Raw genomic sequence first — 25,367 nt, forward strand, 5'->3', positions numbered from 1 at the left:
ACTGGTTTCTGGATCGACACAAAAGCGCAATCACTCCGGGAGCAAAACGAAGGAAAAACGTGAATTCGTCACCGACGCCGCACGCGTCGTCACTTGATGCGTGCTACGTGTCGTCCCGCGCCTTGCTGGGCTGGACGCGCTTCGGCTCGCCGGGCATCTTCGGGTAGTCCGGCGGATACGGCATCTCGCCGAGGCCGTGGTCGCGTTCGTCCCGCGCGTACCACTCCAGCAGCGTCTCGATGCCGAACGCCTGCTCGTCCATCGGCGCGTGGAGGTCGCCACGCTCGGCGTAGAAGGCGCCGGCGGTGAGGACGTCGAAGTCGTCCGGGTCGACCTCGGTCAGCAGATCCCAGGTCAGCGGCGTCGACACCGTCGCCCTCGGGGTGCCGCGGACCGACCAGGACGACGCCACCGTGCGGTCGCGTGCCGCCTGGTTGTAGTCGATGAAGACCCGGCCGCCGCGTTCTTCCTTCCACCACGCGATGGTCGCCTTGTCCGGGATCCGGCGCTCGACCTCGCGGCCCAGCGCGATCACCGCGTGCCGCACGTCGATGAAGTCCCAGTCCGGCCGGATCCGCACCAGGACGTGCACGCCACGCCCGCCCGACGTCTTCGGATAGCCGGTCAGACCGGCCGAGTCGAGGACTTCGCGGACGACGCCCGCGACCTCGACCGCGTCGGAGAAGCCCGCCTCGTCCGGCGGGTCCACGTCGATGCGGAGTTCGTCGGGATGGTCGACGTCGGGCCGCCGCACCGGCCACGGGTGGAAGTCGAAGGTGCCCAGATTCGCCGCCCACGCGAACACGGCGGGCTCGGTCGGGCAGACCTCCTCGGCCGTCCGGCCCGACGGGAAGGTGATCTTCGCGGTCTCCACCCAGTCCGGGGCGCCCTTCGGCACGCGCTTGGCGTAGAACCACTCGCCCTCGACGCCGTCGACGTAGCGCTTCAGCGTCGTCGGCCGCTCCCCGATCGCGCGCAGCAACGGCTCGCCGACCGCGACGTAGTGCTCCACGACCTGGCGCTTCGTGATCCCTCGGGCCGGGAAATACACCTTGTCCGGGCTGGACACCCGGACCTTGCGCTCGCCTGCCTCGACCTCGATCGGCTCACCGTTCTTGGGCATGCGCCCACCGTATCGCCGATCAGGGCCGGGGATCGGTCTCCACGACGGCCATCGTGACGACGTCATGCCACTCGCCGTCCCACCACAGCGCTTCCCGCTGAAGCCCCTCACGGACGAATCCGGCCTTCTCGTAGACACGCTGGGCCCGCGGGTTGTAGTCGAACACCTCCAGCGAGACACGGTGCAGGCCGACGGAGCCGAACGCGTAGTCCAGGAGGAGCCTGGTCGCCTCGGTGCCGTAGCCCTTGCCGAAGAACTCCGGCCCGTTCAGCGCGATGCGGAACGCCGCGGAACGGTTGTCCTTGTCGATGTCGGTGAGCGCGAGATCGCCGACGTGCGCGCGATCGGCCTTGCGCACGATCGCGTAGTCCGCACGGTCGTCGAGACCGGTCCGCCCGGCCAGCCAGGTCCGGATCTGCTCGGGGGTGAACTTGGTGTGCGTACCGGTCAGCCGGGTGGTTTCCGGTTCCTGGAGGGCCTTCCAGGCGGTCTCGAAGTAGGTCTCGTCGAGCTGCGTGAGCACGACGGTCTCGCCGGCGAGTTCGGGCTGCGCCCGCAGCGCCTCGGTGTCGATCACGGCGGACACGGTACGGTGGACGCGGTGTCCGGGCGTACCAAATTAATTCTCGCGCTCACCGTGCTCGCCCTGTTCGTGGCGGCCGCGGTGCTGCTGCCGATCCCGAGCCCGGCCGGGCTGCGGGCCTGGGCCGCCGACACCGGCCCGGCCACTCCGCTGGTGTTCTTCCTGGTCTATTCGGTGCTGACGGTGGCGCCGATCCCGCGCACCGTGTTCAACCTGGCCGGCGGGCTGCTGCTCGGCGCCACGACGGGAATCGTCGTCGGCATCCTGGCGACCACGGTCGCCTCGGGGCTCTCGTTCGCCCTTTCGCGGGCACTCGGCCGCGATCTGGTCACCCGGCACCTGCACCGGGCGAAGGTCCGCGCGGTCAACGACCGGCTTTCGGACGGCGGCGTTCTGGCGATCACCTCCTTACGGCTGATCCCGATGGTGCCGTTCGCTCCGTTCAGTTACCTGTGCGGAGTGTCATCGGTCCGTTTCGCCCCGTATCTGATCGGGACCGCGCTCGGCAGCCTGCCGGGTACGGTCGCGGTCGTCGTCCTCGGCGACGCGCTGACCGGGGAAACGCCTCCCGCCCTGCTGATCTGTTACGCCGTGTTCGCCGCCGCAGGCGCCATCGGGCTGGTGAAGGTCTTCCGGCGCAAGGCCCGTCCGGTGCCCGAACCGAGCGGCGAGGAAGAATTGCCCGCTTCCGCACCGGCGAGCTGACGGGGAGCCGAAACCGCCGCCCGCTACACTCGATCGAGTGCGCGGGACCTGTCAGGCCGCGTAGCGCCACCATCACCCGGAGAATGTGTCAGGAGCAGTCGCCATCGACACCGGTCAGCTGATCGCTGGGCACTATCGCCTGGTCGAGCAAATTGGTAGCGGTGCCATGGGGGTGGTCTGGCGTGCCATCGATGTCCGCCTCGAGCGCTCGGTGGCGGTCAAGCAGATCCTCCCGCAGCCGGGTGTCTCCGAGGCCGAACGCGACAACATGCGCCAGCGCGCCATGCGCGAGGCGAAGAACGCGGCCCGGTTCCAGCATCCGAACGCGATCGTGGTGTTCGACATCGCCGAGCACGGCGGCGACCCCTGCCTGGTGATGGAGTACCTGAACGGCCCGAGCCTCTCGGCGATCATCTCCGATGAGGGCACGCTGCCGCTGGGGCGCGTCGCGAAGATCGGCGAGCAGGTCGCGTCGGCGCTGGTCGCCGCGCACCGCGCCGGGATCGTGCACCGCGACGTCAAACCGGGCAACATCCTGATCGACGAGGCCGGCACCGCGAAGATCACCGATTTCGGCATCTCCCGCGCGGCCGGGGACATGACGCTCACCCAGACCGGCCTGATCGGCGGCACCCCGGCGTACCTCGCGCCCGAGCTGGCGCGCGGCTCGGACCCCGTGCCCAGCTCCGACGTCTTCGCGCTCGGCGCGACGCTCTACCAGGCGATCGAAGGCCAGACGCCGTACGGGAACAGCTCGAACCAGCTGGCGCTCCTGTACGCGGCCGCGAACGGCCAGATCAACCCGCCGCAGCAGGCGGGCCCCGCGACGGCGCTGCTGATGAGCCTCCTGCGCACCGAGCCGACCGAGCGGCCCACCATGGCCGAGGCCAGGGAGCGCCTCGCCGCGCTGGCGGCGAACGAATCGGGCGCGGGCACGGCCGCGTCGCCGCGGCTTTTCGGAGCGGGCGGCGGTAGACAGCCCGCCGTGCCCGAGACTCCCGGGCACGGCATCCCCGGCGGGGACCGCCCGCCGTGGCAGCGGACCGACAAGCCGGTCCCCTCCGCCGCGGCTCCTCCGCAACCCGCCAAGACGCACACGCCGACGGCCGCGTTCATCCCGATGCGCTCGCCGTCCGCCCCGCCGAACACCCCGCCGCGTCCGGTCGCCGCGATGAGCCCGCCGCCGTCCGCGGCAGCTCCGATGCGGCCGTCCCCGGCCAAGCCGACCGACGCGAAGCGCAAGGCCGTCCTGTTCGCGGGCGCCGGTGCCGCGGTCGTGGTGATCGCGGTGATCGTGTTCCTGATCCTGAACTCGAGCAACGGGGGTAATACCCCGGGTGGCAACAACGCCGGGGCGAACCCGCAGCCCGGCACCTCGGCGCCGCCGAAGAGCGGCTCGTCTTCGTCGCGTCCCGCACCCGCGGGCCTGGGGAAGACCCCGAGCGAGAAGGTCACCAGCTACTCCAGCGTGGGGCAATTCCTGCTGGACTTCTTCGACACCGACAAGATCGGGACGTCCGCGAGCTGGAACAAGCTCACGGAGGCCGCGAAGGCGGTCTACGGCTCGGAGCAGGCGTTCGCCGAGTACTGGAGCACTCACAAGGTCACTGGTGCCGAAACCGCGCGAGCGGACAGCGGTGGCGGAAACCCCGACGGCTCGATCGACATGAACATCACGCTCAACAAGGGACCGCGGCCGGCGCTGCGCGTGGTCCAGGTCGGCGGGCAGTACTACATCGACGCCGACACGCGAGTACTCGGCAACTGACGCAGAGTGGCGGTGGTGAGACCCGCCTCGCTGGTGGTAGGCCAATCGACGATCGTGGCTTACTGTTGCTCCATGGCCGATAGCGGACCTTTCGGGCCTGGCCAGCACCCTCGTTTCGACGAGGATCTGGTAGGCCTCGACCCGGACGATCCCGAAGCCCGGGCCTTCGCCGAGCATCTGGACCGCATCGAACGCTGCGGCCCGAACTTCACCGTGGAGGCCTGCCTCGACGGTGTCTCCGATTTCGCCGACTCCAGCAACCGTCTCGGCGGCCTGCGCTGGTGGGTTTCGGCACTCGTCGTGGTCCTCATCGTGCTCGGCGTGATGGTCACCGCATGGGACATCATCGGCCGGGCCATCGCGTGGCTCGCGGGGTAACGTGGAACCGGTGAAAGGCATGAAACCCGTTGTCGGAGCCACGCCGCGCGTGGTCAAGTCCGAGCAGGAATGGCGGGAGCAGCTCAGCCCCGACGAGTACGCCGTCCTTCGCCAGGCGGGCACCGAGCGCCCCTTCACCGGTGAGTACACCGATGAGAAGACCACCGGGGTCTACCAGTGCCGGGCCTGTGGCGCCGAACTGTTCCGCAGCGACACGAAATTCGAGAGCCACTGCGGCTGGCCGTCGTTCTACGACCCGGCCGACACCGACGCCGTCCTCCTCCGCGAGGACACCACCATGGGGATGCGCCGGATCGAGGTGCTGTGCAAGTCGTGCCACAGCCACCTCGGGCACGTCTTCGAAGGCGAGGGCTACGCCACGCCGACGGATCAGCGGTACTGCATCAACTCGATCTCGCTGAAGCTCGTTCCCGAGTCGTAACCGAACGAAGCGAACCACCTCCCTTCCCAGCGCGTTCCCGGATGACAGGAACAGCGTCGGGGAGGGCGGTGTCGCGTATGAACGAACCCTGGGGAATCTCCGGACCGGCTTTCGCGTGGCTGTACGGAGTCTGTGCCGTGCTGCCGTTTCTCGTCGCCGGCTTGTGGACACATTCGCTCCGGCGCCGTGCCGCCGACGAGCGGACGCCGCCGAGCCCATATCACCTCGCCGCTCTGGCCGGTGGCACCGAGCGGGTCGCCGATGTCGCGGTGGCCACCATGGTCGCCGGTGAACAGATACGGCTGGACAGCCGAGGGCGGGTCACCGTCCTCCGAGCCGCATCAGGAGACCCGCTCACACGCGCCGCCGCCGAACTCGTCCCGCGGGCGGGCGACGGTGGACTCTACCGGTTGAAGAAGCTGCTGAGCCGGAGCGCGGCCGTCCAGGAAGTGCGCAACGATCTTCAGCTGAGCGGCCTGCAAGTGGATGAACGTCGCCGTCGCACCGGGTGGCTGGTGGCCTTGATCGTCTACCTCCCCGTGCTCGCGCTCGGGCTGGCGAGGCTCGCCAACGCCATCCCGCTGGGTCGCCCGGTCGGGGTGCTGACGGGTCTCCTCCTCGCAGTGGTCGCGGCCATCGCCGGGACCGCCCTTCTCCAACGGCCGAGCCGCACCGTCCTGCCGACCTTGGCCGGGCTGGGCGTCATCGGCGCGGCCCGGCGGAACCCGCTTCTGGTCCCTGGAGTGGCGGGCGCGGTGGCGCTCGGCGGGTTGGCGGCGTATCCCGATCCGGTGATGGCGGACGTGCTGGTCAGGACCGGCGACGCCACCGCCAAGGGATCGGCGGGTTCGTCGGGCAGTGGAAGCGGCTGTGCGAACGGTTCGTCCTGCGGTGGCGGAGGCGGTTGTGGCGGCTGACGGCCCAACTGCCGTCGCCGGACACCGCACCGGATGCTCGAATCACGGAACCACCACCGGACGGAAAAGCGTCCGACTACGGTAAGTGCACCTGCTCGTGAAAGGCCCGTGCGATGGAAGACACCTGGGGCATCCCCGGACCTACTTTCCTGGCGATCTATGGCGCCCTGATCGTGTTCCCGGTGGTCGCCGGTTTCGTGTGGACGATCGCGGCCAAACTGGGCAACAGAGGGCCACGCGCCGAAGTGAGCGGCCCGCAGCCGACCGTGTACGAGTTCGCCTATCTCGCCGGCGGCCCGGACCGGGTGGTCGACACGGCCATCGCGACGCTGGTCGACCGCGGGACCTTGCGGGTCAGCAGTTCGAAGCAGCTCCAGCTGACGGGCCCCGAGCCCGCCGACCCGATCGAGAAGGCCGTCGCCAAGGGCGCGCGGCCGGGCCACAACGCCACGACCCGCGGCATTCGCGACCGGTTGCGGCTGTCGGGTCCGATGCAGGCGCTCGCCAAGGGGCTGGAGACGCGAGGGCTGGTCGTCGTCGATCAGACGCCGCGGATCCGCCGGGTCGTGTACTTCCTGTACCTCGCCGTCCTGATCCTCGGCGTGGCGCGCCTGATCGCCGGGATCGCCGGGGACCGCCCGGTCGGATACCTGATCCCGCTGCTGATCTCGGCCGTGTTCGCGACGGTGATCGCCCGTGCGCTCAAGAACAAGCGGCCGGGCCCGCGTCCGACCAGCGAGGGCGCCCGGGTCCTCCACAAGGCCAGGTCCGCGCACGGGCGGGAGCGCAAACGCGGCATCCCGAACGGACCGGGGTACGCCGGCGGCGCGGTGCTGGGCGGCGCCGCCGCGGCGGTCGCGTTCGGCGGTCTCGCCTCGTACCCCGACGAGGAGCTGAGCGCGGCCCTGATCCCGCCGCCGGTCTCCAGCGGGTTCGGCGGCGGTTCGTCCGGCGGCGGCTCTTCGTGCAGCAGTGGCGGAAGCTCGTGCAGCAGCGGCGGCAGCTCCTGCGGTGGAGGCGGCGGTTGTGGCGGCTGACGGGCCCGGCAGGCTCGGGATCGGCATCGGCTGGCGGCACGAGCTCGACCTTTCGATCGCGCGGCTGCCGGGCGTCGACTGGGTCGAGGTCGTCGCCGAGAACCTGCACGCCGGGCATCTTCCGGAGACCTTGGTCGCGTTGCGCGACAAGGGAATGCCGGTCCTGCCGCACGCCGTCTCGCTGTCGCTGGGCGGGGCCGAACCGCTGGACACCGCGCGCGTCGAGCATCTCGCGGTCCTCACCCGCGAGCTCGGCGCTCCGCTGGCCAGCGACCACGTGTGCTTCGTGCGCGCGGGCGGCCTCGACTCGGGTCATCTGATGCCGCTCCCCCGCACCCGGGAGGCGCTGGACGTCCTGGTGGACAACGTCAACCTGACGCAGTCCATCGTGGAGGTCCCGTTCGCGCTGGAGAACATCGCGGCCGTGCTGGAATGGCCGGACGCGGAGTTCACCGAGTCGGAGTTCCTGCGGGAGCTCACCGAGCGGACCGGCTGCCTGCTGATCGTCGACGTCGCCAATCTGTACGCCAACGCCCGCAACCTCGGCACCGATCCCGAGCGGTTCCTCGACGAGATCCCGTGGGAGCGCCTGGCGTACACCCATATGGCGGGCGGTGTCGAACGCGACGGCGTCTATCACGACACGCACGCCCATCCGGTGGTGCCGGAGGTCCTGGAGCTGCTGCGCGAACTGCGGCGCCGCACCGAACCGCCCGGCGTCCTGCTGGAACGCGACGACGACTACCCGTCCGACACGGAACTGGCGGCCGAGCTGGCCGCGCTGCGGGAAGCGGTCTCGCCGTGACGTCGCCCCGGGAGCGGCTCGCCGGGCAGCAGGCGGAGCTGCTCAAGGCGCTTCTCGCCGGAGGCGAGGCTCCGGCGGGCTTCGACGCGGACAGGCTCCGCATCGAGGCGAACGTCTTGCGGAACAAGCAAAGCAGGCTGGCCGCCTACCTCCGCCCGGATCTCGCCGAGGCCCTCGGCGACCGGTTCGCCGCCCTCTTCCGCGAGTACGCGGTCGCCCACCCGAAGACCGACGCGATCCGCGCGCGTGCCTACGCGGATGCTTTCGGCACGTGGCTCGTGGAGCGCGGCGAGGTCCCGAAGCCCCGGGCCGGCTCGCGAGCTGGCTACGCCGCATTTAGTCCTCTGAATGCGGTTTCACCAAACCGGGCGGTCGCTCCCCGCCACGTGCGTCGCTTCCGTCCATTGTGGATTCGAGCCCGGGAGGGTGCCTGCCATCTTCACCCGGGTGACCCGGCCGAGCTGGCCGTCGACGTCTTCGAGCCACTCGCCGCCGTCGAAGCCGGTGGGCCCAGGCTCCTTGCGTCCCAAAGAGTTCAGCCACTCCCCGGTCCCGGCGAGCGACGTCCGGACATGCTGACTGCCGCCTTCGGTGACGGCCCGGCGGACGGCGGTCATGATCGCCGCCGCGGTGAGCCAGCCGGTCGCGTGGTCGAGTGCCTGCACCGGAAGCGGTCCCGGGCCGTCGAGCCCGGCCGTCTTGCCGCCTTCGTCGGCGATCCCCGACGCCATCTGCACCAGGCTGTCGAACCCGCGCCTGCGCGCCCACGGCCCTTCCCAGCCATAGGCGGAGAGGTCCGCGACCACGATGCCCGGCCGCAGCTCGGCGATCGCTTCCGGCGAGAAACCCTTGGCCGTCAACGAACCCGGCCGGAAACCCTGCAGCACGACGTCGGCGCGGGCGATCAGCTTGCGCAGCCGTGAGCGCCCGGCCTCGGTCTCCAGGTCGACGTACGCCGAGAGCTTCCCCATGCCGGTGTCGACGGCCAGCGGCGGCACGGTCGGCAGCTGCGCCGAACCGATGTGCATGACGGTCGCGCCGTGCGCGGCGAGCACCCGGCCCGCGACCGGCCCGGCGATGACGTGGGTCAGGTCCAGGATCCGCACCCCGCCCAGCGGCCGGCCGGATTCGAAGAGCCGCACGGGTTCCGACGGGCCGAGCGGCCGGATGTCGGCGACCGGCAACGCGCTCGACGCCTGTCCCTGTTTGTGCGCCAGCCACTCGTCACGGGTCCGCATCACGGCGGCGGCACCACCGGCGCCGACCACGGCCGACTCGACCTCGTACTTCGACTTGGCCGCCACGACCTTCTCGAACGCCGCCCGTGTCGCGGGTACGCCGAGACCCCAGCACACGGCGGACACGTGACGCGGGTAGTTGCAGTGCAGCCGCACCCAGCCGTCGTTCGCGCGGTAGTCGCCGGACAGCGGGGCGCTGAACGGCACCGGCTCCCCGTCGACGCGGACGTACTGCTCGCTGTGGAACGACGCGGCGGCGTGCCGGGTGTCGACCGAGACCTTGCCCGGCTCGATTCCCCTCAGCCTCAACAGTTCCCCGGCCGCGAGCGTCGCCGCGGCGATACTCGTCGTCGCCGCCTCCTCGACCCGGAAGGTCCCGGGCAGCACCGACTCGGGGCCGGTGATCTCGACGGCGTCTTCGGCGAGGGCATCGCCGGTGAGCGTGGTCCAGACGCGGGTGTCCACGGAGGCCTTCACTAGGGCAGGAGCGCGATCAGCTCGGCCGGTTCCACCTTGGTCCCGGTGTAGAACGGGATCTCCTCGCGCACGTGCAGGCGGGCCTCGGTGCCACGCAGATGACGCATCAGGTCGACGATGCGGTGCAGTTCGTCGGCCTCGAAGGCCAGGATCCACTCGTAGTCGCCCAGCGCGAACGACGCGACCGTGTTGGCGCGGACGTCCGGGTAGTCGCGGGCCTCCTTGCCGTGGTCGGCGAGCATCTTGCGGCGCTCGTCGTCGGGCAGCAGGTACCACTCGTAGGAGCGCACGAACGGGTACACGCAGATGAACTTGCGGGCCTCTTCCCCGGCGAGGAACGCCGGGATGTGGCTCTTGTTGAACTCCGCCGGGCGGTGCAGCGCGACCTGGCTCCACACCGGCGCCGACGCGCGGCCGAGCGGCGTGTGCCGGAAACCGCTGTACGCCGCCTGGACCTGCTCGATCTCCTCGGCGTGCCACCAGATCATGTAGTCGGCGTCGGCGCGCAGGCCGGAGAGGTCGTAGACACCGCGGACGACGACGCCCTTGGCCTCCAGCGCGTCGAGGTACTCGGTGGTCTCCGCGGTCGCCTTCGCCCGGTCTTCGCCGAGCTTGCCCTGCTCGGCACGGAAGACCGACCAGGCGGTGTAGCGGATGGTGTCATTGAGCTCGTTGTAGTTCAGCCGCGCCATACCGCCATCTTGGCACTGCCGGTGCTCAGGAGCCCTCGTGGGGCGGTGTGATCCCGGCGATGCGGCGGGCGGCCGCGTCGGCGGTCGCGATACAGGCGGGCAGCCCGACGCCGTGCAGCGTCGCGCCCGCCACGGCGAGCCCCGGGACGGCCGCCACGGCACGTTCGATCCGCTCGACGCGGACGAGGTGCCCGGTGCCGTACTGCGGGAGCCCGCCGCCCCATCGGGTCACCAGGGTGTCGATCGGCTCGGCCGTGACGCCGGTCAGCCGGGCCAGGTCGTCACGGACCACGCGCACGAGTTCGTCGTCGTCGGCGTGCAGCGCCCCCGGTTCGCCGAAACGGCCGACCGAGCCACGCACCAGCACCGGGCCTTCGCCGTACTGCGCCCACTTGCGGGAGGAGAACGTGAACGCCTTGGCGGCGAACGGCTTCCCGGCCGCGTCCCGCTCCCCCGCGCCGATCAGCACCCCGGACGACTCCGGCAACGCGGTCCCCGGCGGCAGCGCGAGCGCGACCACCGCCATGGACGCGAGTTCGATCTTGGCGAACACCGACGAGGCCACTCCCGCGACACCGTCGAGCAGTCGCCGCGCCGAGGGCGCCGGGACGGCGAGGAGGACGGAGTCGGCGTCGAGGTCGTCGACCTTCCAGCCGCCGGCGGTGCGTTCGAGCGCCGTCACCGTGGTCCCGGTCCGGATCTCGGCGCGGGACAGCTCCGCGAGCCGGGCGATCAATGTCCCGAGGCCACCCAGGAGGGTGCCGAAGACCGGGGCCGTATTCGGCGAGGCGGGCGTGAGCGACGCGGCGCCTTCGGTGAGCGAACGCGCGCCGCGATCGATCGCGGACGCGAGACCGGGCATGGTCGCGCGCAGCCCGAGGCCGTCCGCTCCCCCGGCGTAGACCCCGCCGAGCAGCGGATCGACGAGCCGGTCGACCAGTTCGTCGCCGAACCGTTCGCGCAGCAGCGGGCCGAGCGGCACATCTTCCGCGGGCAGTTCCAGCGGAGGCAGCGACGCCTCGGCCTCGACCAGGGCGCGGCCTTTCTCCGACAGCACCCCCGCGACCGCGTCGGCGGAGGCGGGCACACCCATGACCGTGCCCGGCGGCAGACCGAGCACGGAGCCACCGGCGTGGATCTTGGCGCGGGCCTTGGTGGGGTGGACGAGGATTTCGCCCAGTCCGACCTCGCGGACCAGGGCGAGCGCCTCGGGACGGCGGGCGAGGAAGGCCTCCGCGCCGACGTCGTAGCGTTCTCCGGCGAGTTCCACCGTGCGGAGCTTCCCGCCGAGCGAACCCGTCGCCTCGAAGACGACGATCCGGGCGTCTTCGCCGAGCAGCGTCCGCAGCCGGTACGCCGCGGTCAGTCCCGAGATACCGCCACCGACGACGGCGATGGTCCTCACGGGAGCTCGTGCACCAGCCCGACCACGCGCGTCAGCACGTCCGGGTCGACGCCGGGCAGCACGCCGTGGCCGAGGTTGAAGATGTGGCCGTCGGCCGCGCGGCCCTCGGCGTGGATCCGCCGGACCTCGGCCTCGACGACCGGCCAGGACGCGTGCAGCAGCGCCGGGTCGAGGTTGCCCTGGACCACGCCGCCGCCGAGCCGCCGGACCGCCTCGTCGAGCGGAATGCGCCAGTCGACGCCGACGACGTCGGCGCCCGCGTCGCGCATGGCCACCAGCAGCTCGCCGGTGCCGACGCCGAAGTGGATCCGGGGCACACCGTAGCCCGCGACCGCGGACAGCACCTTCGCCGAATGCGGCAGGACGAACTCGCGGTAGTCCCGCTCCGAGAGCGCGCCCGCCCACGAGTCGAACAGCTGGATCGCGTCGGCCCCGGCGTCGAGCTGCGCGGAGAGGAAGGTGATCGCCATGTCCGCCAGGCGCCCCGCCAGCTCGTGCCACAGCCCCGGCTCGGAGTGCATGAGCGCCTTGGTGTGCTCGTGGTTGCGGCTCGGCCCGCCCTCGATGAGGTACGAGGCCAGCGTGAACGGCGCGCCGGCGAACCCGATCAGCGGCGTCTCGCCCAGCGACCCGACCAGCAGCCGGACCCCCTCGGCGACCCGCTCCACCTGCTCCGGCTCCAGCACCGGCAGCGCGCGCACGCCCGCGGCGTCGCGGATCGGCTCGGCGACGACCGGGCCGGTGCCCGCGACGATGTCGATGTCGAGGCCCGCCGCCTTGAGCGGGACGACGATGTCACTGAAGAGGATGGCCGCGTCGACGCCGTGACGGCGGATCGGCTGCAGCGTGATCTCGGCGAGCATCTCGGGGTCGAAGCACGCCTCGAACATCGAGGTGCCCTCGCGCAGCGCCCGGTACTCGGGCAGCGACCGGCCCGCCTGGCGCATGAACCACACGGGGGTGTGGGCCGGGCGTTCGCCGCGCGCGGCGGCCAGGAACGGCGCACCGGGCAGGGCGCGCCGGGCCGCCGGGACGGTCTGCGCGGGAGAAGCAACTGAAGGAGACATCACGGTTCATGGTGCCATGTGCGCTCGGAGGCCTTACTCTCGGCGCGCCTGCGCCCCGAACCGGACGATCGCGTCTTACAGTCGGTTGGTGACCGCGATGACGTCAGTACCCGATCTCTTCCGTGAAGCCGTCGCGGCGTTGCAATCGGTCCGGCCCCGCCCCGAAGTCCAGCTGGAGACGATGCGCCCGCCGCAGCGGCTGGCGCCGTGGTCCTACGCGGTCAGCTGCGAAGTGGAAGGGCCGGCGGACGTGCTGGCGTCGGGGCGGCTGGTGCTGTTGCACGATCCGGAGGGCCAGGAGGGCTGGGACGGGGTCCTGCGGCTGGTCATGTACGTCCGCGCGGAACTCGACCGGGAACTGGCGACCGATCCCTTCCTGCCCGCCGTGGGCTGGTCGTGGCTGACCGACGCTTTGGAGACCTCCGGCGCGGAGTGGACGGCGCTGGGCGGCACGGTCACCGAGACCTCGTCGGCCCGCTTCGGCGACATCTCCGGGCCCGCGCGTACCGACGATCTGGAGCTCCGGGCGTCCTGGACACCGACCGACGCCGCGCTGCGGCCGCACGGGCAGGCGTTCTGCCAGGTGATGGCGAGCGTCGTGGGGCTGCCGCCGGTCGGCGTGACCCTGTTCGAGCAGCGCCAGTCCTCCTGAGCCACTTCTCCGCAAGTCCGTGAAGGCCTCCTTGAGGGACTCTGGGTCCCTCAAGGAGGCCTTCACGGACTCGGCCACGGTCCCCGACACGCCGGGTTCCCATCAATCGAGACATAGCATTCGGGTTATATTGCGATCGTCGGCCATCTAGCGCCGCTAGGAAAACTAGCGCTGTAGCAAAGGTCCCTTGCTCCACTCGCGGAGCCGTGAGGGACTCCTTCACTACCCTCAAGGTAGGCAAGGAGGCCTTCACGGACAGCCGCGATGCCGCGAAGGGCCTGAAGCGACTTCGCTTACCCCATTCGCGAGCCTCTCAGAGCGTCCGTACGCCGCCGAAGGTCACCAAGCGGCCATCTGGACTAGACCAGCCCCCACCTGCGCGGAGCCGTCCACCCAGAGGTCTGGACCACCCCGTTCGTGCTACCCCGGCTGTCACCGTCCGCAACAAGATCGAATACGTCCGCGAGTGAGCCGAGACGCTTCCGGAGCGTTACCACCTCCGTCACCGAGCGAAGCGATCATGACTCTCCGCGAAGTTGATCAAGGCCGACGCCAGAGGCACTTTCCGGCCTCGGTCACCCCGCCCCGCGAAGGTCCCGGGCAGAGGCACCGGCAGGTGCACGGCTCATCTGCACAGTCGATTGGACCCCGGTAACCCCAGTGCATCGTGTTCTTTCGGCGATGTGTTAGCCACCGGCTGTGTACTAGCCCGATCGTGTTACTACGAACTCCCTGAGTGACCACTGGTTTGAGATAGATACCCATTCGATCCCCCGCGAAGGCCTCAGGGCGGCTACAGTGCCATCGACGACACCACTTTCGGTCTAAAGCTGGCGCGGCTAAACGGCCGAAAGTCCCGGTGCCGGTCGGGGGGCACGACCGACTCCAGGGAGGTAGTGACGTGGCTACCGTCGGCATTTCTCAGGCCGTCCGATCCACGCCAGCCGGTTCATTGCCGGCGAGCATGGTTCCGCACCCGCGGGAAGAGCTTTTTTCCGTGTTGGTGGTCGATGACCACCCGCTGTTGAGGGAGGCAATCTCAGCAAGACTCGCACAGATGGGTGCGGGCACCGTCCACGAGGCCGCCACGGTGGCCGAGGCGAGGGCGCGAGCACAGGCCACCGGGCCTTGTGACCTGGCGATCCTCGATCTCGGACTGCCGGATGGCAGCGGCATCGAGCTGGTTACGGAACTCCGTAGCCACGGCTGGCCTCGAGTAGTGGTGCTCGCTTCATCAGACGACCCGTACGCGGTCAGGTCGGCGTTCCAGGCCGGCGCCCAGGCATACCTGCTCAAGTCGGCTTCGCCGGTCGTGGTGACCGACGGCGTCCGCAGGGTGCTCGAGGGCGGCGTCTACGCGGACCCGAGCGTCGCACCGGTCTTGGCCACCGGCACCCGGGTCGCCGGCACCGACAACACCCCGCGCGAGCTTTCCGCGCGCGAGGTCGAGGTGCTGCAGCTCGTGGCCGACGGCCAGAGCAACAAGGAGATCGGCGAGGAACTCAGCCTCTCCGCTCTCACGGTGAAGTCGCACCTCTCCCGCATCGGGCGCAAGCTCGGCACGGGTGACCGGGCTCAGATGGTGGCGCTGGCCATGCGTGCCGGCGTGATCCGCTGACAAAGGCGAACAGCCCTGCGGGGCGGGCGGACCAGGCGCGGTCCGCTCGTCCCGTAGGGTCTTCACCTATGGAAGGCGACCGACCCGGAGAACCGCAGACGGACCCGAAGACCGGCACCGACGACACCGGTGGACCGGTCCTGCTGCGCGAGCCCGCCGAGGGCACTCCACCGGTGATCGCCGACGCGACCGCCCTCGCCGAAGCCTGCGTGAAGATCGCGGGCGGCAGCGGGGCCATCGCCGTGGACACCGAACGCGCGTCCGGCTACCGATACTGGCCCAAGGCCTATCTCGTGCAGCTGCGCCGCGAAGGTGCCGGCTCCTTCCTCATCGACCCCATTCCGCTCGAAGGGCAGCTCGAACCCCTCGCGGAAGTCCTCAACAACGCCGAATGGGTGTTGCACGCGGCCTCGCAGGACCTGCCGTGCCTCGCCGAACTCGACCTGCACCCGAAGAGCCTGTTCGACACCGAACTCGCCGGACGGCTCGCCGGGTACGAACGGGTCGCCCTCGGCACCCTCGTCGAACTCCTCCTCGGCTACCAGCTGGAGAAGGGGCACAGCGCCGCCGACTGGTCGAAGCGCCCGCTTCCCGTCGACTGGCTGAACTACGCCGCCCTCGACGTCGAGCTGCTCATCGAGCTGCGCGAGAAGCTCGAAGCCGACTTGGCCGCCCAGGGCAAGCTCGAATGGGCCCAGCAGGAATTCGAGGCCGTCCGCACCGCGCCGCCGCCCGCCCCTCGGGCCGAGCCGTGGCGCCGGACGTCCGGCGTGCACAAGATCCGCAGCGCCCGCGGCCTCGCCGCCGTCCGCGAGCTGTGGCAGGCGCGCGACGAGCTCGCCCGCAAACGCGACCGCGCGCCGAGCCGGATCCTGCCCGACAGCGCGATCATCAACGCCGTCACCGCCGACCCGAAGACCGTCGAGCAGCTGCAGGCGCTGCCGGTGTTCAGCGGCCGGGTGCAGCGCAAGTACACCGCGAGCTGGCTGCGGCATCTGCAGGCCGCCCGCGCGCTCCCCGCCGACGAACTGCCCACCCCGCGCAGCAGACCGACGGGCCGCCGCCGGTGAACCGGTGGTCGGACAAGGATCCCGACGCCGCCGCCCGGCTTTCCGCCGCCCGCGCGGCGCTTTCGGCGATCGCGGAGGACCGGCGGCTGCCGGTGGAGAACCTGCTGCTGCCGGAACTGGTGCGCCGCACCTGCTGGCGTCCGCCCGCGGAGCTGAGCGAGGACTCCGTCGCCGAGGTCCTGCGCGACGGCGGTGCCCGGCCCTGGCAGGTCGAGCTGACGGTCGCGGTGCTGAGCAAGGCGCTCCACTCCACCGCGACCTGAGCGGGAGCTGAAGGACGCCTTCACCGCATGTCACGCGGTGAAGGACGCTTTCGCCTCGTCGCACGCGGTCAAGGACGCTTTCGCCTCATGGCATGCGGTGAAGGACGCTTTCAGCCCTCCAGCAGCGCTCGCGCGGAGCCGCGCAGGACGGTGTCCGGCTCCCCGAGCCCGACGAGCCTCAGCACGCTGTCGGCCCCTTCGACGGCGTGCGCCTCGACGTCCAGGTCCGGCTGGTCTCGCCGGACGATCGCGATGCTCTCGACGAGCCCGAACACGAGGTCCGTCCGGATCGCCTGGAGGGCGGCCGTGACGCCCGCCGCCGCGACGAGCGAGCCGTACACGCGTTTGAGCTCCGCCCGTTCGGCCCGGAACCGCGCGAGCCGCGGCGACGAGATCTCCGGCAGCAGGTACAGGGCGCCGAGGTTGTGCCGCGCGCTGCCGAGCAAGTGGATGTCCGCGTAGGCCAGCGCCCACAGCCTCGTGCCGACCGGCGCGAGCTTGGCCGACAGCCCGCCCGCGACGTCCAGCGACGGCCGGACGGTGTCCTCCAGCAGCGCCGCGAGAATGTCCTCTTTGGACGGAAAGTGGTAGTAGAGCGACGCCTGGCGCAGGCCGGCGCGTTCGGCGATGGCCCGCGTGGTCGTCGCCGCGTAGCCGGCGCCGGTGAACAGCTCCCCCGCCGCGTCCAAGACGGCGAGCCGCGCCTCCCGCTTGCTCGCGGCCGCGCCGCTGGCTCTCGGTCTGCCCACCCCGGTCGTTTTCGTCATCTATCCGATCCTGCCATTTCTCCGCGAAGATCTTTGTTACGTCCGGCGGTCGGCCCAGGTTACCGAATCCGGTATCTGTTAACACCGCGCTTACCCGGCGGAGATCGGAAGGATCCCGCACGCGCTTAATTTCGGTCAGCCGATCGAAATCCGGCCCTTGAGACAGGAGCCTCCGCAATGCCCTCCGAGGACCTTTCCGCCTTCGGGTACCGCCAAGAACTTCGCCGGACACTGGGCGGTTTCTCCGCCTTCGCCGCCGGTTTCTCCTTCGTTTCCATCCTTACGACGGTGTTCCAGCTGTTCGCCTTCGGCTATTCGTTCGGCGACACGCTCTTCTTCTGGACATGGCCGCTGGTGATCGCCGGGCAATTGCTCGTCGCGCTCAACTTCGCCGAACTCGCCGCCCGATTCCCGCTGGCCGGATCGGTTTACCAGTGGGCGAAACACCTCTCCCCCGGATTCGCGGGGTGGCTCGCCGGCTGGATGATGCTGGTGGGCTGCGTCGTGGCACTCGCCGGTGCCGCGATCGCGCTGCAGGTCGTCCTCCCGTCGGTCTGGAGCGGGTTCCAGCTCGTCGGCGGGGATCCGGCGATCACCTCCCCGACCGGTGCCAGCAACGCGGTCCTGCTCGGCACCGCGCTGATCGTCGTCACCACCGCGATCAACGCGGGCGGCGTGCGGCTGATGGCGCGGATCAACGACGTCGGGGTCGCGGCCGAACTCGTCGGCGTCCTCGTGCTGATCATCGGGCTCGCGCTGTTCGCCGTCCGCGGTCCGCAGGTCGTGCTCCAGCCCGCGTGTGACAGCCCTGGAGCCGGCGGTGTCCTCGCTTCGGCGTTGATGGCGGCGTACGTGCTGTACGGCTTCGATACCGCCGCCTCCGTCGCCGAGGAGACGAAGGACGCCCGCCGCACCGCTCCTCGCGCCGTGCTTCGCGCCCTCCTGATCTCCGGGATCGGCGGGCTCGCGGTCGTCATCACCGCGTTGATGGCCGCGCCGAGCCTGACCGACGGGCAGCTGGCCGGGAAGGGCCTGCCGTATGTGATCACGGCCGTCTTCGGCGACACGCTCGGCCGGGTCTTCCTCGCCGACGTCGCGATCGCGGTCGTCGTCTGCACCCTGACCATCCAGACCGGCACGGTCCGGCTGTTCTACTCGATGGCCCGCGACGGCGCGCTCCCCGGCGCCAAACGCCTTTCCGCGGTGAACGCCCGCACCGGCACGCCGATCGCGCCCGCGGTGCTGTCCGGGGTGCTCGCCATCGGGCTGCTGCTGCTGAATCTGGGGAACCCGACGATCTTCAGCACCATCACCGGCACTTCGGTGGTCGTGGTCTATCTGGCCTATCTGCTGGTGACCGGACCCCTGCTGATCCGCCGCCGTCAAGGCCGTTTCACCGCCGAACCCGGCCATTTCTCCCTGGGGCGATGGGCTATTCCGGTCAACATCGCGGCAGTAGGGTACGGCGCGATGATGATCGTCAACATCGCCTGGCCACGAGCCGAAATCTACGACCTGGCGGGCACCGGTTCCGTCTGGGTCCTGTTGTTCCCGATCGAGTTCGTCGGCGCCGCGCTGCTCACCGGCTATCTCTGCTGGCGCCGCCGCTCCGCGCTCACCACGGTTCCCGTCCCCGCGACCTGAAGGAAGGTTCCATGAGCACGACATCGACCACGTACGGCGCGCGCGACCATGCCCGCGCCCAGGCGGGCACGGTGGCCGAAGCGATGCCGTCCATCCCGGCGTCCACCTGGCCGGACCCGCCGCCCGGGATCGACCCGGCGAAGCTGGTCTGGGCCGAGACCGTCGCCGGCGGCGGCTACACCCACAAGGTCCTCGCCCGCGGCACCGAACTGCGGCTGACCGACCTCGAAGGCGACGCCTGCGCGCATGTGCTGCTGTTCAACGCCGACCAGCCCTGGGAACGGCTGAACGTCGCGGACACGGTGAAGGTCCAGTGGAACGCCTACCTCGACGAGTCGATCGCCTTGCTTTCGGACCAGGCGCGGGTGCTCGCGACCGTCGTCACCGACGAAAGCGGGAAACACGACGCCCTCTGCGGAACGTCCACTGTGGACGGCAACGCCGAGCGCTACGGCGACGGGAGCCCACAAGGCGATTCGCCGTCGGGCAACGCGCTGTTCACCCTCGCCGCCGCCAAACACGGCCTCGCGCCGCGCGATCTCCCGCCGAGCCTGTCCTTCTTCCAGGGCGTCCACGTGGAGACCGACGGCGGGCTGACGTTCACCGGTTCGGCGGGCCCCGGCAAGACCGTGGTCCTGCGCACCGAACTCCCGGTGATCGTCCTGATCGTCAACGTCGCGCACCCGCTCGACCCGCGCCCGGACTACACGGTCACCCCGTTGCGCGTCCTCGCCCAGCGAAGCGCGCCGTCCACACCGGACAGTCCTGAATGGACATCCTCTCCCGAAGCACAGCGCGCCTTCGAGAACACCGCCGACTACCTCACCGCTAGGGGCCTGGCATGACGACGATCATCTCCGACACCGAGGTCGCCGCGCGGGCGCCGTATTCCACCGTGCTGCGCGAGGGCGAGACGCTCGCGATCATCGATCTCGGCGGCAACCAGGCCGTCGACTTCCTCTGCTACGACGCCGCCGACACGGCGAAGAGGTACAGCGCGGCCGCCACGATCGCCGCGCAGCGCAACATCTTCCTCACCACCGGCAGCGTGCTGCGCACCGGCGAGGGCGCACCGCTGCTGACCGTCGTGGAGGACACCTGCGGGCGGCACGACACGATCGGCGGCGCCTGCAGCAAGGAATCGAACAGCCTCCGCTACGGCCAGCACACGCGGTACCAGCACGCCTGCGTCGAGAACTTCCTGACCGAAGGCGCCAAATGGGGGCTCGGCAAACGGGATCTGGTCAGCAACGTCAACTGGTACATGAACGTGCCGGTGGAACAGGACGGCACGCTCGGTATCGTCGACGGCATCTCCGCGCCCGGTCTCGAAGTCCGGCTGCGCGCCGAGACCGACGTGCTCGTGCTGGTGTCGAACTGCCCGCAGATCAACAATCCGTGCAACGGTTTCGACCCGACGCCGGTCCGGATGATCGTCACCGGCGGTGGCGCGTGAAACTGCTCGTCGCCAACCGGGGGGAAATCGCCGTCCGGATCATCCGGACGGCAAGGGAGATGGGCATTCCGACGGTCGCCGTCTACTCCGACGCCGACCGCACGGCCGCGCACGTACGGCTTTCCGACGAAGCCGTCCGTCTCGGCCCGGCGCCGGCGAGAGAGAGCTATCTCCTCGGCGACGCCATCATCGAAGCCGCGCTGAAGACCGGGGCGGACACGATCCACCCTGGTTACGGCTTCCTGTCCGAGGACGCCGCCTTCGCCAGGGCCGTGGAAGCGGCCGGGATCCGGTTCGCCGGTCCCGCGGCGGAGCATCTGGAGGTCTTCGGCAGCAAGCACACCGCACGGGAAAAGGCCGTCGAAGCCGGCGTTCCGCTGCTGCCGGGTACCGGCTTGCTGGCCGCCCTGGAAGACGCCGAGAGGGCGGCAGCGGAGATCGGTTATCCCGTGATGCTCAAGGCCACCGGCGGTGGCGGCGGGATCGGCATGCGGGCCTGCGCGTCCGCCGGGGAACTCCGCGACGCCTGGGAGGCGGTGCAGAACATCGCGGCCAAGAGCTTCTCGACGTCGGGCGTGTTCCTCGAACGGCTCGTGACCCGCGCGCGGCATGTCGAGGTCCAGGTGTTCGGCGACGGCACGGGTGAGGTGCTGGCGCTGGGCACGCGGGACTGCACCCTGCAGCGGCGCAATCAGAAGGTGCTCGAAGAGTGCCCCGCGCCGGGGCTTTCCGAAGCGGTGCGGGAGAAACTGGTCTCGGCGGCCGTCGACCTCTGCGCTTCGGTGCGCTACCGGTCCGCCGGAACGGTCGAGTTCATCTACGACCCGGAGCGCGAAGAGGCCGCGTTCCTCGAAGTCAACACGAGGCTGCAGGTCGAACATCCGGTCACCGAGGCGGTCTACGGCATCGACCTGGTCTCGTGGATGCTCCGGCTCGCCGACGGCGACACCGGGATGTTCGCCACCACGCCGTCGCCGCGCGGGCACGCGATCGAAGCCCGCGTGTACGCGGAGGATCCGGCCGCCGGGCACCGGCCGAGCGCGGGCCTGCTGACCCGCGCTCATTTCCCCGAGGGCGTCCGGGTCGACACCTGGGTCGAGGCCGGGGCGAAGGTGACGACGCATTACGACCCGCTGCTCGCCAAGGTGATCACCGTCGGCGCGGATCGGCGCGAGGCGCTTTCCGCGCTGAGCGAGGCGCTCGGGATAAGCCGGGTGGACGGCGTCCGGACGAACCTCGGCCAGCTGCGCGCGGTCGCCGCGGATCGGCGGCTGCACGAGGTCACGCACGACACCGCGACCCTCGGCACGATCACCGATCCCGAACCGCGGATCGAGGTCCTGCGGGGCGGCACGATGACCACCGTCCAGGACTGGCCGGGCCGGCTGGGGTTCTGGCACGTGGGTGTCCCGCCGAACGGGCCGATGGACGACCTGTCCCTGCGGCTGGGCAACCGCGCCCTCGGCAATCCCGAAGGCGCGGCCGGCCTGGAGTGCACTGTGGACGGTGTCTCGCTGCGGTTCACCGCGGACGCAATCGTTTGCGTCACGGGTTCTCCTTCGCCGGTGACCGTCGACGGTTCCTCTGTTCCACAATGGACACCGGTCGAGATCCCCGCGGGCGGCGTGCTCGACGTCGGCACCGGGACCGCCGGGCTCCGCGCGTACGTCCTCGTGCGCGGCGGGATCGACGTGCCGGACTTCCTCGGCAGCGCGGCGACGTTCACCCTCGGCGGTTTCGGCGGGCACGGCGGGCGCGCGCTGGCGACCGGGGACGTCCTCTCCCCCGGGCCGCTTCCGGAGAACGCCGTCACCGGTCCCGTCCCCGAGGCCGAACGCCCGGTCTTCGCCACGCACTGGGAGATCGGCGCGGCCGAGGGGCCGCACGCCGCGCCGGAGTTCTTCACCACGGACGACGTCGAGACCTTCTACGCCACCGATTGGGAGGTGCACTTCAACTCCGCGCGGACCGGCGTCCGGCTCGTCGGGCCACGGCCGCGCTGGGCGCGGGAGGACGGCGGCGAAGCGGGACTGCACCCGTCGAACATTCACGACACGCCGTACGCGATCGGCGCCGTCGACTACACCGGCGACCTGCCGATCCTGCTGGGCCCGGACGGGCCGAGCCTCGGCGGGTTCGTCTGCCCGGCGACCGTGGTGACCGGGCAGCGGTGGAAACTCGGCCAGCTGCGGCCGGGCGACACCGTGCGGTTCGTGCCGATCACCACCGAGCACGCGGGCGCGCTGCGGGACGAGCCGGCGACTGCGGTCAAGGCGAGCCGGAAGCCGATCGACGACGGCGGCATCCTCGGCCGTCTGTCCACAGCGGACGAGAACCCCGAGGTCACCTACCGGCGCAGCGGCGACGACAACCTGCTGATCGAGTACGGGCCGATGAAACTGGACCTGGCGCTGCGGATGCGGGTCCACGCCCTGGCCGATCGGCTGGCCACGGAAGGGCTCGACGGCGTGATCGACCTGACTCCGGGCATTCGCTCGCTGCAGGTCCACGTCGATCCGGACGTGCTCCCGGTGCCGAAACTGCTCGGCCTCGTGCAGGAGGTGGAGCACGACCTGCCGCGCACCGCCGATCTCGTGGTGCCGAGCCGGACTGTGCGGATGCCGTTGTCCTGGGACGACCCGGCGACGCGTGAGGCGATCGAGCGGTACATGGCGGGCGTGCGGGACGACGCGCCGTGGTGCCCGTGGAACATCGAGTTCATCCGCCGGGTGAACGGTCTGTCCAGTGTGGACGACGTCTACCGCACGGTGTTCGACGCGGAGTACCTGGTGCTCGGCCTCGGCGACGTCTATCTCGGCGCGCCGGTGGCCACTCCCCTGGACCCGCGGCACCGGCTGGTGACCACGAAGTACAACCCGGCCCGCACCTGGACCGCGGAGAACTCGGTCGGCATCGGCGGCTCGTACCTGTGCATCTACGGTATGGAGGGCCCCGGCGGCTACCAGTTCGTCGGGCGGACCGTGCAGGTGTGGAGCGGCTGGCGGCAGCGCGGGTCGTTCGAGCCGGGTTCGCCGTGGCTGCTGCGGTTCTTCGACCGGATCTCGTGGTACCCGGTGAGCGCGGAGGAACTGCTCGACCTGCGGGCACGGAGTTCGGCGGGAGAGCTCGAACTCGACATCACCGACGGCGAGTTCGCGCTGGCCGACCACGAACGCTTCCTGGCCGACAACGCGGCCGACATCGCCGCGTTCCGGGCGAAGCAGAGCGCGGCGTTCGAGGCGGAGCGGCAGGCGTGGGCGGCGGCGGGCGAGTTCGACCCGCGGCCGGAGCCGGTCGGCGCGAAGGTCCCGACCACGAAGGTCGAGGCCCCGCCCGGCGGGCACGTCGTCGAAGCGCCGTTCGCGGCGACCGTGTGGCGGGTGGACGTCGAGCCCGGGAAGAAGATCGACGCGGCCGAGACGCTGGTGATCCTCGAAGCGATGAAGACCGAGGCGCGGATCCCCGCGCCCGCGGCCGGTGAGGTCGTCGAGGTCCTCGTCTCGCCGGGTGATCAAGTCGCCCCCGGCACACCGCTGGTGGTAGTGGGAAGGAGCGCGGGATGAGCGTGCCGGAGCGGGTGCGCGCCGCGTACCACCGGATCGCGCGGGCCGGCCGGCCCGAGATCTGGATCGACCTGCGTCCCGAGGCGGACGTGCTCGACGACGCGGAGAAGCTGGAAGCCCGTCGCGCGGCGGGGGAATCCTTGCCGCTGTACGGGAAACTCGCCGCGGTCAAGGGCAACATCGACGTCGCCGGGCTGCCGACCACGGCGGCTTGCCCCGAGTACGCCTATCGGCCGGACGAGGACGCGCCGGTGGTGGCGCGGCTGCGCGCGGCCGGGGCGCTGATCCTGGGCACGACCAATCTGGACCAGTTCGCGACCGGGCTGGTCGGCACGCGCAGCCCGCACGGGGCGGTCCGGAACGCGATCGATCCGGCGTACGTCTCGGGCGGGTCGAGTTCGGGGTCGGCGGTCGCGGTGGCGCTCGGGATCGCGGATCTCGCGCTGGGCACGGACACCGCCGGATCCGGCCGGGTCCCGGCGGCGTTCAACGGGATCGTCGGGCTGAAGCCGACGCGCGGACTGCTGCCGACGACCGGTGTCGTGCCCGCGTGCGCGAGCATCGACTGCGTCACGGTGTTCGCGCGGACGGTCGACGAGGCGATGGCGGCGTTCGCCTGCCTGAGCGAGCCGCGTGATCTTCCGGTGCCGAACCGTCCTTTCCGGATCGGCGTGCCGTCCGAGGTGGGCCCGTTGCAGGACGGCTGGGCCGAGGCGTTCGCCGAGGCGGCTCGCTCGTATCGGGAGGCGGGCGCGGAACTGGTCCCTGTCGACATATCACCGTTCCTGGCCGCGGCGCGCCTGCTGTACGAAGGCGCTTTCGTGGCCGAGCGGTACTCGGCGGTCGGCGAGTTCATCGACAGGCATCCGGATGCCGTCGATCCGGCCGTGCGGCAAATCATCGGCGCGGCGAGGGACATCCCGGCGCATCGGTTGTTCAGTGACCTCGCCACGCTCGACGGTCTTTCCGGCGAGGCGTCGGCAGTGTTGTCCACTGTGGACTGCATCCTGCTGCCCACGACGACGGAACACCCGACGATCGCCGAAGTCGAGGCCGACCCGCTGGGCGTGAACGCGCGGCTGGGCCGGTTCACGAACTCGACGAACCTGCTGGGCCTGTCGTCGCTCGCCGTGCCCGCCGGAACCGTGGGCGGGCTGCCGTTCGGGGTGATGCTGGTCGGGCCCGCGTACGCCGACCGGATCCTCGCCGACGTCGCCCGCTCGGTGCCGCGGCGGACGCGGATCGCGGTCGTCGGCGCGCATCTGCGCGGGCAGCCGCTGAACCACGAGCTGACCTCGCGTGGTGGCCGGTTCGTTTCCGCGGGACCGACGGCGGCGGAGTACCGGCTGTTCGCGCTGGACACCGTGCCGCCGAAACCCGGCCTCGTCCGGGTCGCTTCGGGCGGTGCGGCGATCGAGGCCGAGGTGTGGGACCTGCCCCTGAGCGGCTTCGGCGAGTTCGTGGCGGGTGTTCCCGCGCCGCTGGCCATCGGGAAGGTCCGGCTGGCCGACGGGAGCGAGGTGCCCGGATTCGTCTGCGAGCCCGGCGCCGTGGAGGGTGCCGAGGACATCACGGGGTACGGCGGGTGGCTCGGGTACTTGAGTCGTTGAGTCCCGCCTCGTGAGTGGTAAGGACGGTTAGAACCGTCCTTACCACTCACGAGGTTGTCTGGTTCCGCCGTTCTGGGAACAACCTCA

General features: G+C 70.7%; 21 protein-coding genes and 2 pseudogenes. 16 read left to right on the forward strand and 7 right to left on the reverse strand.

All coding sequences use genetic code 11. The features are described 5' to 3' along the window. Positions 1-103: 103 nt before the first annotated feature. Together MJQ72_RS03565 and MJQ72_RS03570 are read right to left on the reverse strand one after the other, a co-directional pair. The gene (locus MJQ72_RS03565) at positions 104-1,123 is read right to left on the reverse strand and encodes a DNA polymerase domain-containing protein (RefSeq protein ID WP_072027894.1); all 1,020 of its coding nucleotides are present in this window, start codon (positions 1,121-1,123) and stop codon (positions 104-106) included. Between the two features lie 19 nt (positions 1,124-1,142). Then, positions 1,143-1,700, reverse strand: a complete 558-nt coding sequence (locus tag MJQ72_RS03570) for a GNAT family N-acetyltransferase (protein WP_240597636.1) — start codon at positions 1,698-1,700, stop codon at positions 1,143-1,145. A 24-nt stretch (positions 1,701-1,724) separates the two neighbouring features. Between MJQ72_RS03570 and MJQ72_RS03575 the strand changes: the two genes are divergently transcribed. The 8 genes and pseudogenes from MJQ72_RS03575 to MJQ72_RS45000 all read left to right on the forward strand — a co-directional run. Then, complete coding sequence (locus tag MJQ72_RS03575) at positions 1,725-2,411, forward strand: TVP38/TMEM64 family protein (RefSeq protein WP_240597642.1); 687 nt, start codon at positions 1,725-1,727, stop codon at positions 2,409-2,411. Between the two features lie 166 nt (positions 2,412-2,577). Further along, the gene (locus MJQ72_RS03580) at positions 2,578-4,179 is read left to right on the forward strand and encodes a serine/threonine-protein kinase (protein ID WP_240601246.1); all 1,602 of its coding nucleotides are present in this window, start codon (positions 2,578-2,580) and stop codon (positions 4,177-4,179) included. 72 nt (positions 4,180-4,251) lie between these two features. Continuing rightward, positions 4,252-4,557 carry a hypothetical protein gene (locus tag MJQ72_RS03585; protein WP_240597644.1) on the forward strand — a complete coding sequence of 102 codons (306 nt, stop codon included), beginning with the start codon at positions 4,252-4,254 and terminating at the stop codon, positions 4,555-4,557. A gap of 19 nt (positions 4,558-4,576) precedes the next feature. Then, positions 4,577-4,999, forward strand: a complete 423-nt coding sequence (msrB, locus tag MJQ72_RS03590) for a peptide-methionine (R)-S-oxide reductase MsrB (protein ID WP_034318341.1) — start codon at positions 4,577-4,579, stop codon at positions 4,997-4,999. Between the two features lie 77 nt (positions 5,000-5,076). Then, positions 5,077-5,916: a TIGR04222 domain-containing membrane protein gene (locus MJQ72_RS03595; protein WP_240597646.1), complete on the forward strand. Its 840-nt coding sequence runs from the start codon at positions 5,077-5,079 to the stop codon at positions 5,914-5,916. Positions 5,917-6,029: 113 nt separating this feature from the next. Continuing rightward, positions 6,030-6,953: a TIGR04222 domain-containing membrane protein gene (locus MJQ72_RS03600; protein ID WP_240597648.1), complete on the forward strand. Its 924-nt coding sequence runs from the start codon at positions 6,030-6,032 to the stop codon at positions 6,951-6,953. Beyond that, complete coding sequence (locus tag MJQ72_RS03605; RefSeq protein ID WP_240597649.1) at positions 6,943-7,758, forward strand: DUF692 domain-containing protein; 816 nt, start codon at positions 6,943-6,945, stop codon at positions 7,756-7,758. Before MJQ72_RS03600 ends, MJQ72_RS03605 begins: the two co-directional genes overlap by 11 nt. After that, a pseudogene (locus tag MJQ72_RS45000) lies at positions 7,755-8,072 on the forward strand (hypothetical protein); the annotation flags it as partial. The gene MJQ72_RS03605 and the pseudogene MJQ72_RS45000, both read left to right, overlap by 4 nt. A 42-nt stretch (positions 8,073-8,114) precedes the next feature. On the opposite strand, the gene MJQ72_RS03615 reads toward MJQ72_RS45000, so the two are convergent. Genes MJQ72_RS03615 through hemE form a run of 4 tightly spaced genes read right to left on the reverse strand, consistent with a single transcriptional unit; the run spans position 8,115 to position 12,637 of the window. After that, entirely contained in the window at positions 8,115-9,461 is a 1,347-nt protein-coding gene (locus MJQ72_RS03615; protein WP_240597651.1) for a CoA transferase, read from the reverse strand. An 11-nt stretch (positions 9,462-9,472) separates the two neighbouring features. Further along, entirely contained in the window at positions 9,473-10,165 is a 693-nt protein-coding gene (gene hemQ, locus MJQ72_RS03620) for a hydrogen peroxide-dependent heme synthase (protein ID WP_126731581.1), read from the reverse strand. 25 nt (positions 10,166-10,190) lie between these two features. Further along, positions 10,191-11,570, reverse strand: coding sequence for a protoporphyrinogen oxidase (hemG, locus tag MJQ72_RS03625; protein ID WP_240597655.1), 1,380 nt, complete (start codon positions 11,568-11,570; stop codon positions 10,191-10,193). Continuing rightward, positions 11,567-12,637 carry a uroporphyrinogen decarboxylase gene (hemE, locus tag MJQ72_RS03630; RefSeq protein ID WP_240597657.1) on the reverse strand — a complete coding sequence of 357 codons (1,071 nt, stop codon included), beginning with the start codon at positions 12,635-12,637 and terminating at the stop codon, positions 11,567-11,569. The genes hemG and hemE overlap by 4 nt, the downstream gene beginning before the upstream one ends. An 88-nt stretch (positions 12,638-12,725) precedes the next feature. Here hemE and MJQ72_RS03635 point away from each other — a divergent pair, with 88 nt between their 5' ends. From MJQ72_RS03635 to MJQ72_RS03645, 3 genes and pseudogenes are all read left to right on the forward strand, one after another. Continuing rightward, positions 12,726-13,289 carry a DUF3000 domain-containing protein gene (locus MJQ72_RS03635; RefSeq protein ID WP_240597658.1) on the forward strand — a complete coding sequence of 188 codons (564 nt, stop codon included), beginning with the start codon at positions 12,726-12,728 and terminating at the stop codon, positions 13,287-13,289. A gap of 901 nt (positions 13,290-14,190) precedes the next feature. Then, a complete protein-coding gene (locus MJQ72_RS03640) occupies positions 14,191-14,907 on the forward strand; it encodes a response regulator transcription factor (RefSeq protein WP_034318331.1) in 717 nt (238 codons plus the stop codon). 68 nt (positions 14,908-14,975) lie between these two features. Then, positions 14,976-16,240: pseudogene (locus tag MJQ72_RS03645) on the forward strand (HRDC domain-containing protein). Between the two features lie 110 nt (positions 16,241-16,350). On the opposite strand, the gene MJQ72_RS03650 reads toward MJQ72_RS03645, so the two are convergent. Continuing rightward, positions 16,351-17,007, reverse strand: a complete 657-nt coding sequence (locus tag MJQ72_RS03650) for a TetR/AcrR family transcriptional regulator (protein ID WP_240597660.1) — start codon at positions 17,005-17,007, stop codon at positions 16,351-16,353. A 177-nt stretch (positions 17,008-17,184) separates the two neighbouring features. On the opposite strand from MJQ72_RS03650, the gene MJQ72_RS03655 reads away from it, so the two are divergent. Genes MJQ72_RS03655 through atzF form a run of 5 tightly spaced genes read left to right on the forward strand, consistent with a single transcriptional unit; the run spans position 17,185 to position 25,280 of the window. Further along, positions 17,185-18,651, forward strand: coding sequence for an amino acid permease (locus tag MJQ72_RS03655; RefSeq protein ID WP_240597662.1), 1,467 nt, complete (start codon positions 17,185-17,187; stop codon positions 18,649-18,651). An 11-nt stretch (positions 18,652-18,662) separates the two neighbouring features. Further along, positions 18,663-19,496 carry an urea amidolyase associated protein UAAP1 gene (locus MJQ72_RS03660; RefSeq protein ID WP_240597664.1) on the forward strand — a complete coding sequence of 278 codons (834 nt, stop codon included), beginning with the start codon at positions 18,663-18,665 and terminating at the stop codon, positions 19,494-19,496. Then, entirely contained in the window at positions 19,493-20,107 is a 615-nt protein-coding gene (locus MJQ72_RS03665) for an urea amidolyase associated protein UAAP2 (protein ID WP_240597666.1), read from the forward strand. Before MJQ72_RS03660 ends, MJQ72_RS03665 begins: the two co-directional genes overlap by 4 nt. Beyond that, positions 20,104-23,670: an urea carboxylase gene (gene uca / locus MJQ72_RS03670; protein ID WP_240597667.1), complete on the forward strand. Its 3,567-nt coding sequence runs from the start codon at positions 20,104-20,106 to the stop codon at positions 23,668-23,670. The genes MJQ72_RS03665 and uca overlap by 4 nt, the downstream gene beginning before the upstream one ends. After that, positions 23,667-25,280 carry an allophanate hydrolase gene (gene atzF / locus MJQ72_RS03675; RefSeq protein ID WP_240597668.1) on the forward strand — a complete coding sequence of 538 codons (1,614 nt, stop codon included), beginning with the start codon at positions 23,667-23,669 and terminating at the stop codon, positions 25,278-25,280. Before uca ends, atzF begins: the two co-directional genes overlap by 4 nt. Positions 25,281-25,367: the final 87 nt, after the last annotated feature.

This window comes from Amycolatopsis sp. EV170708-02-1 (genome assembly GCF_022479115.1).
In the GTDB taxonomy this organism is placed as follows: domain Bacteria; phylum Actinomycetota; class Actinomycetes; order Mycobacteriales; family Pseudonocardiaceae; genus Amycolatopsis.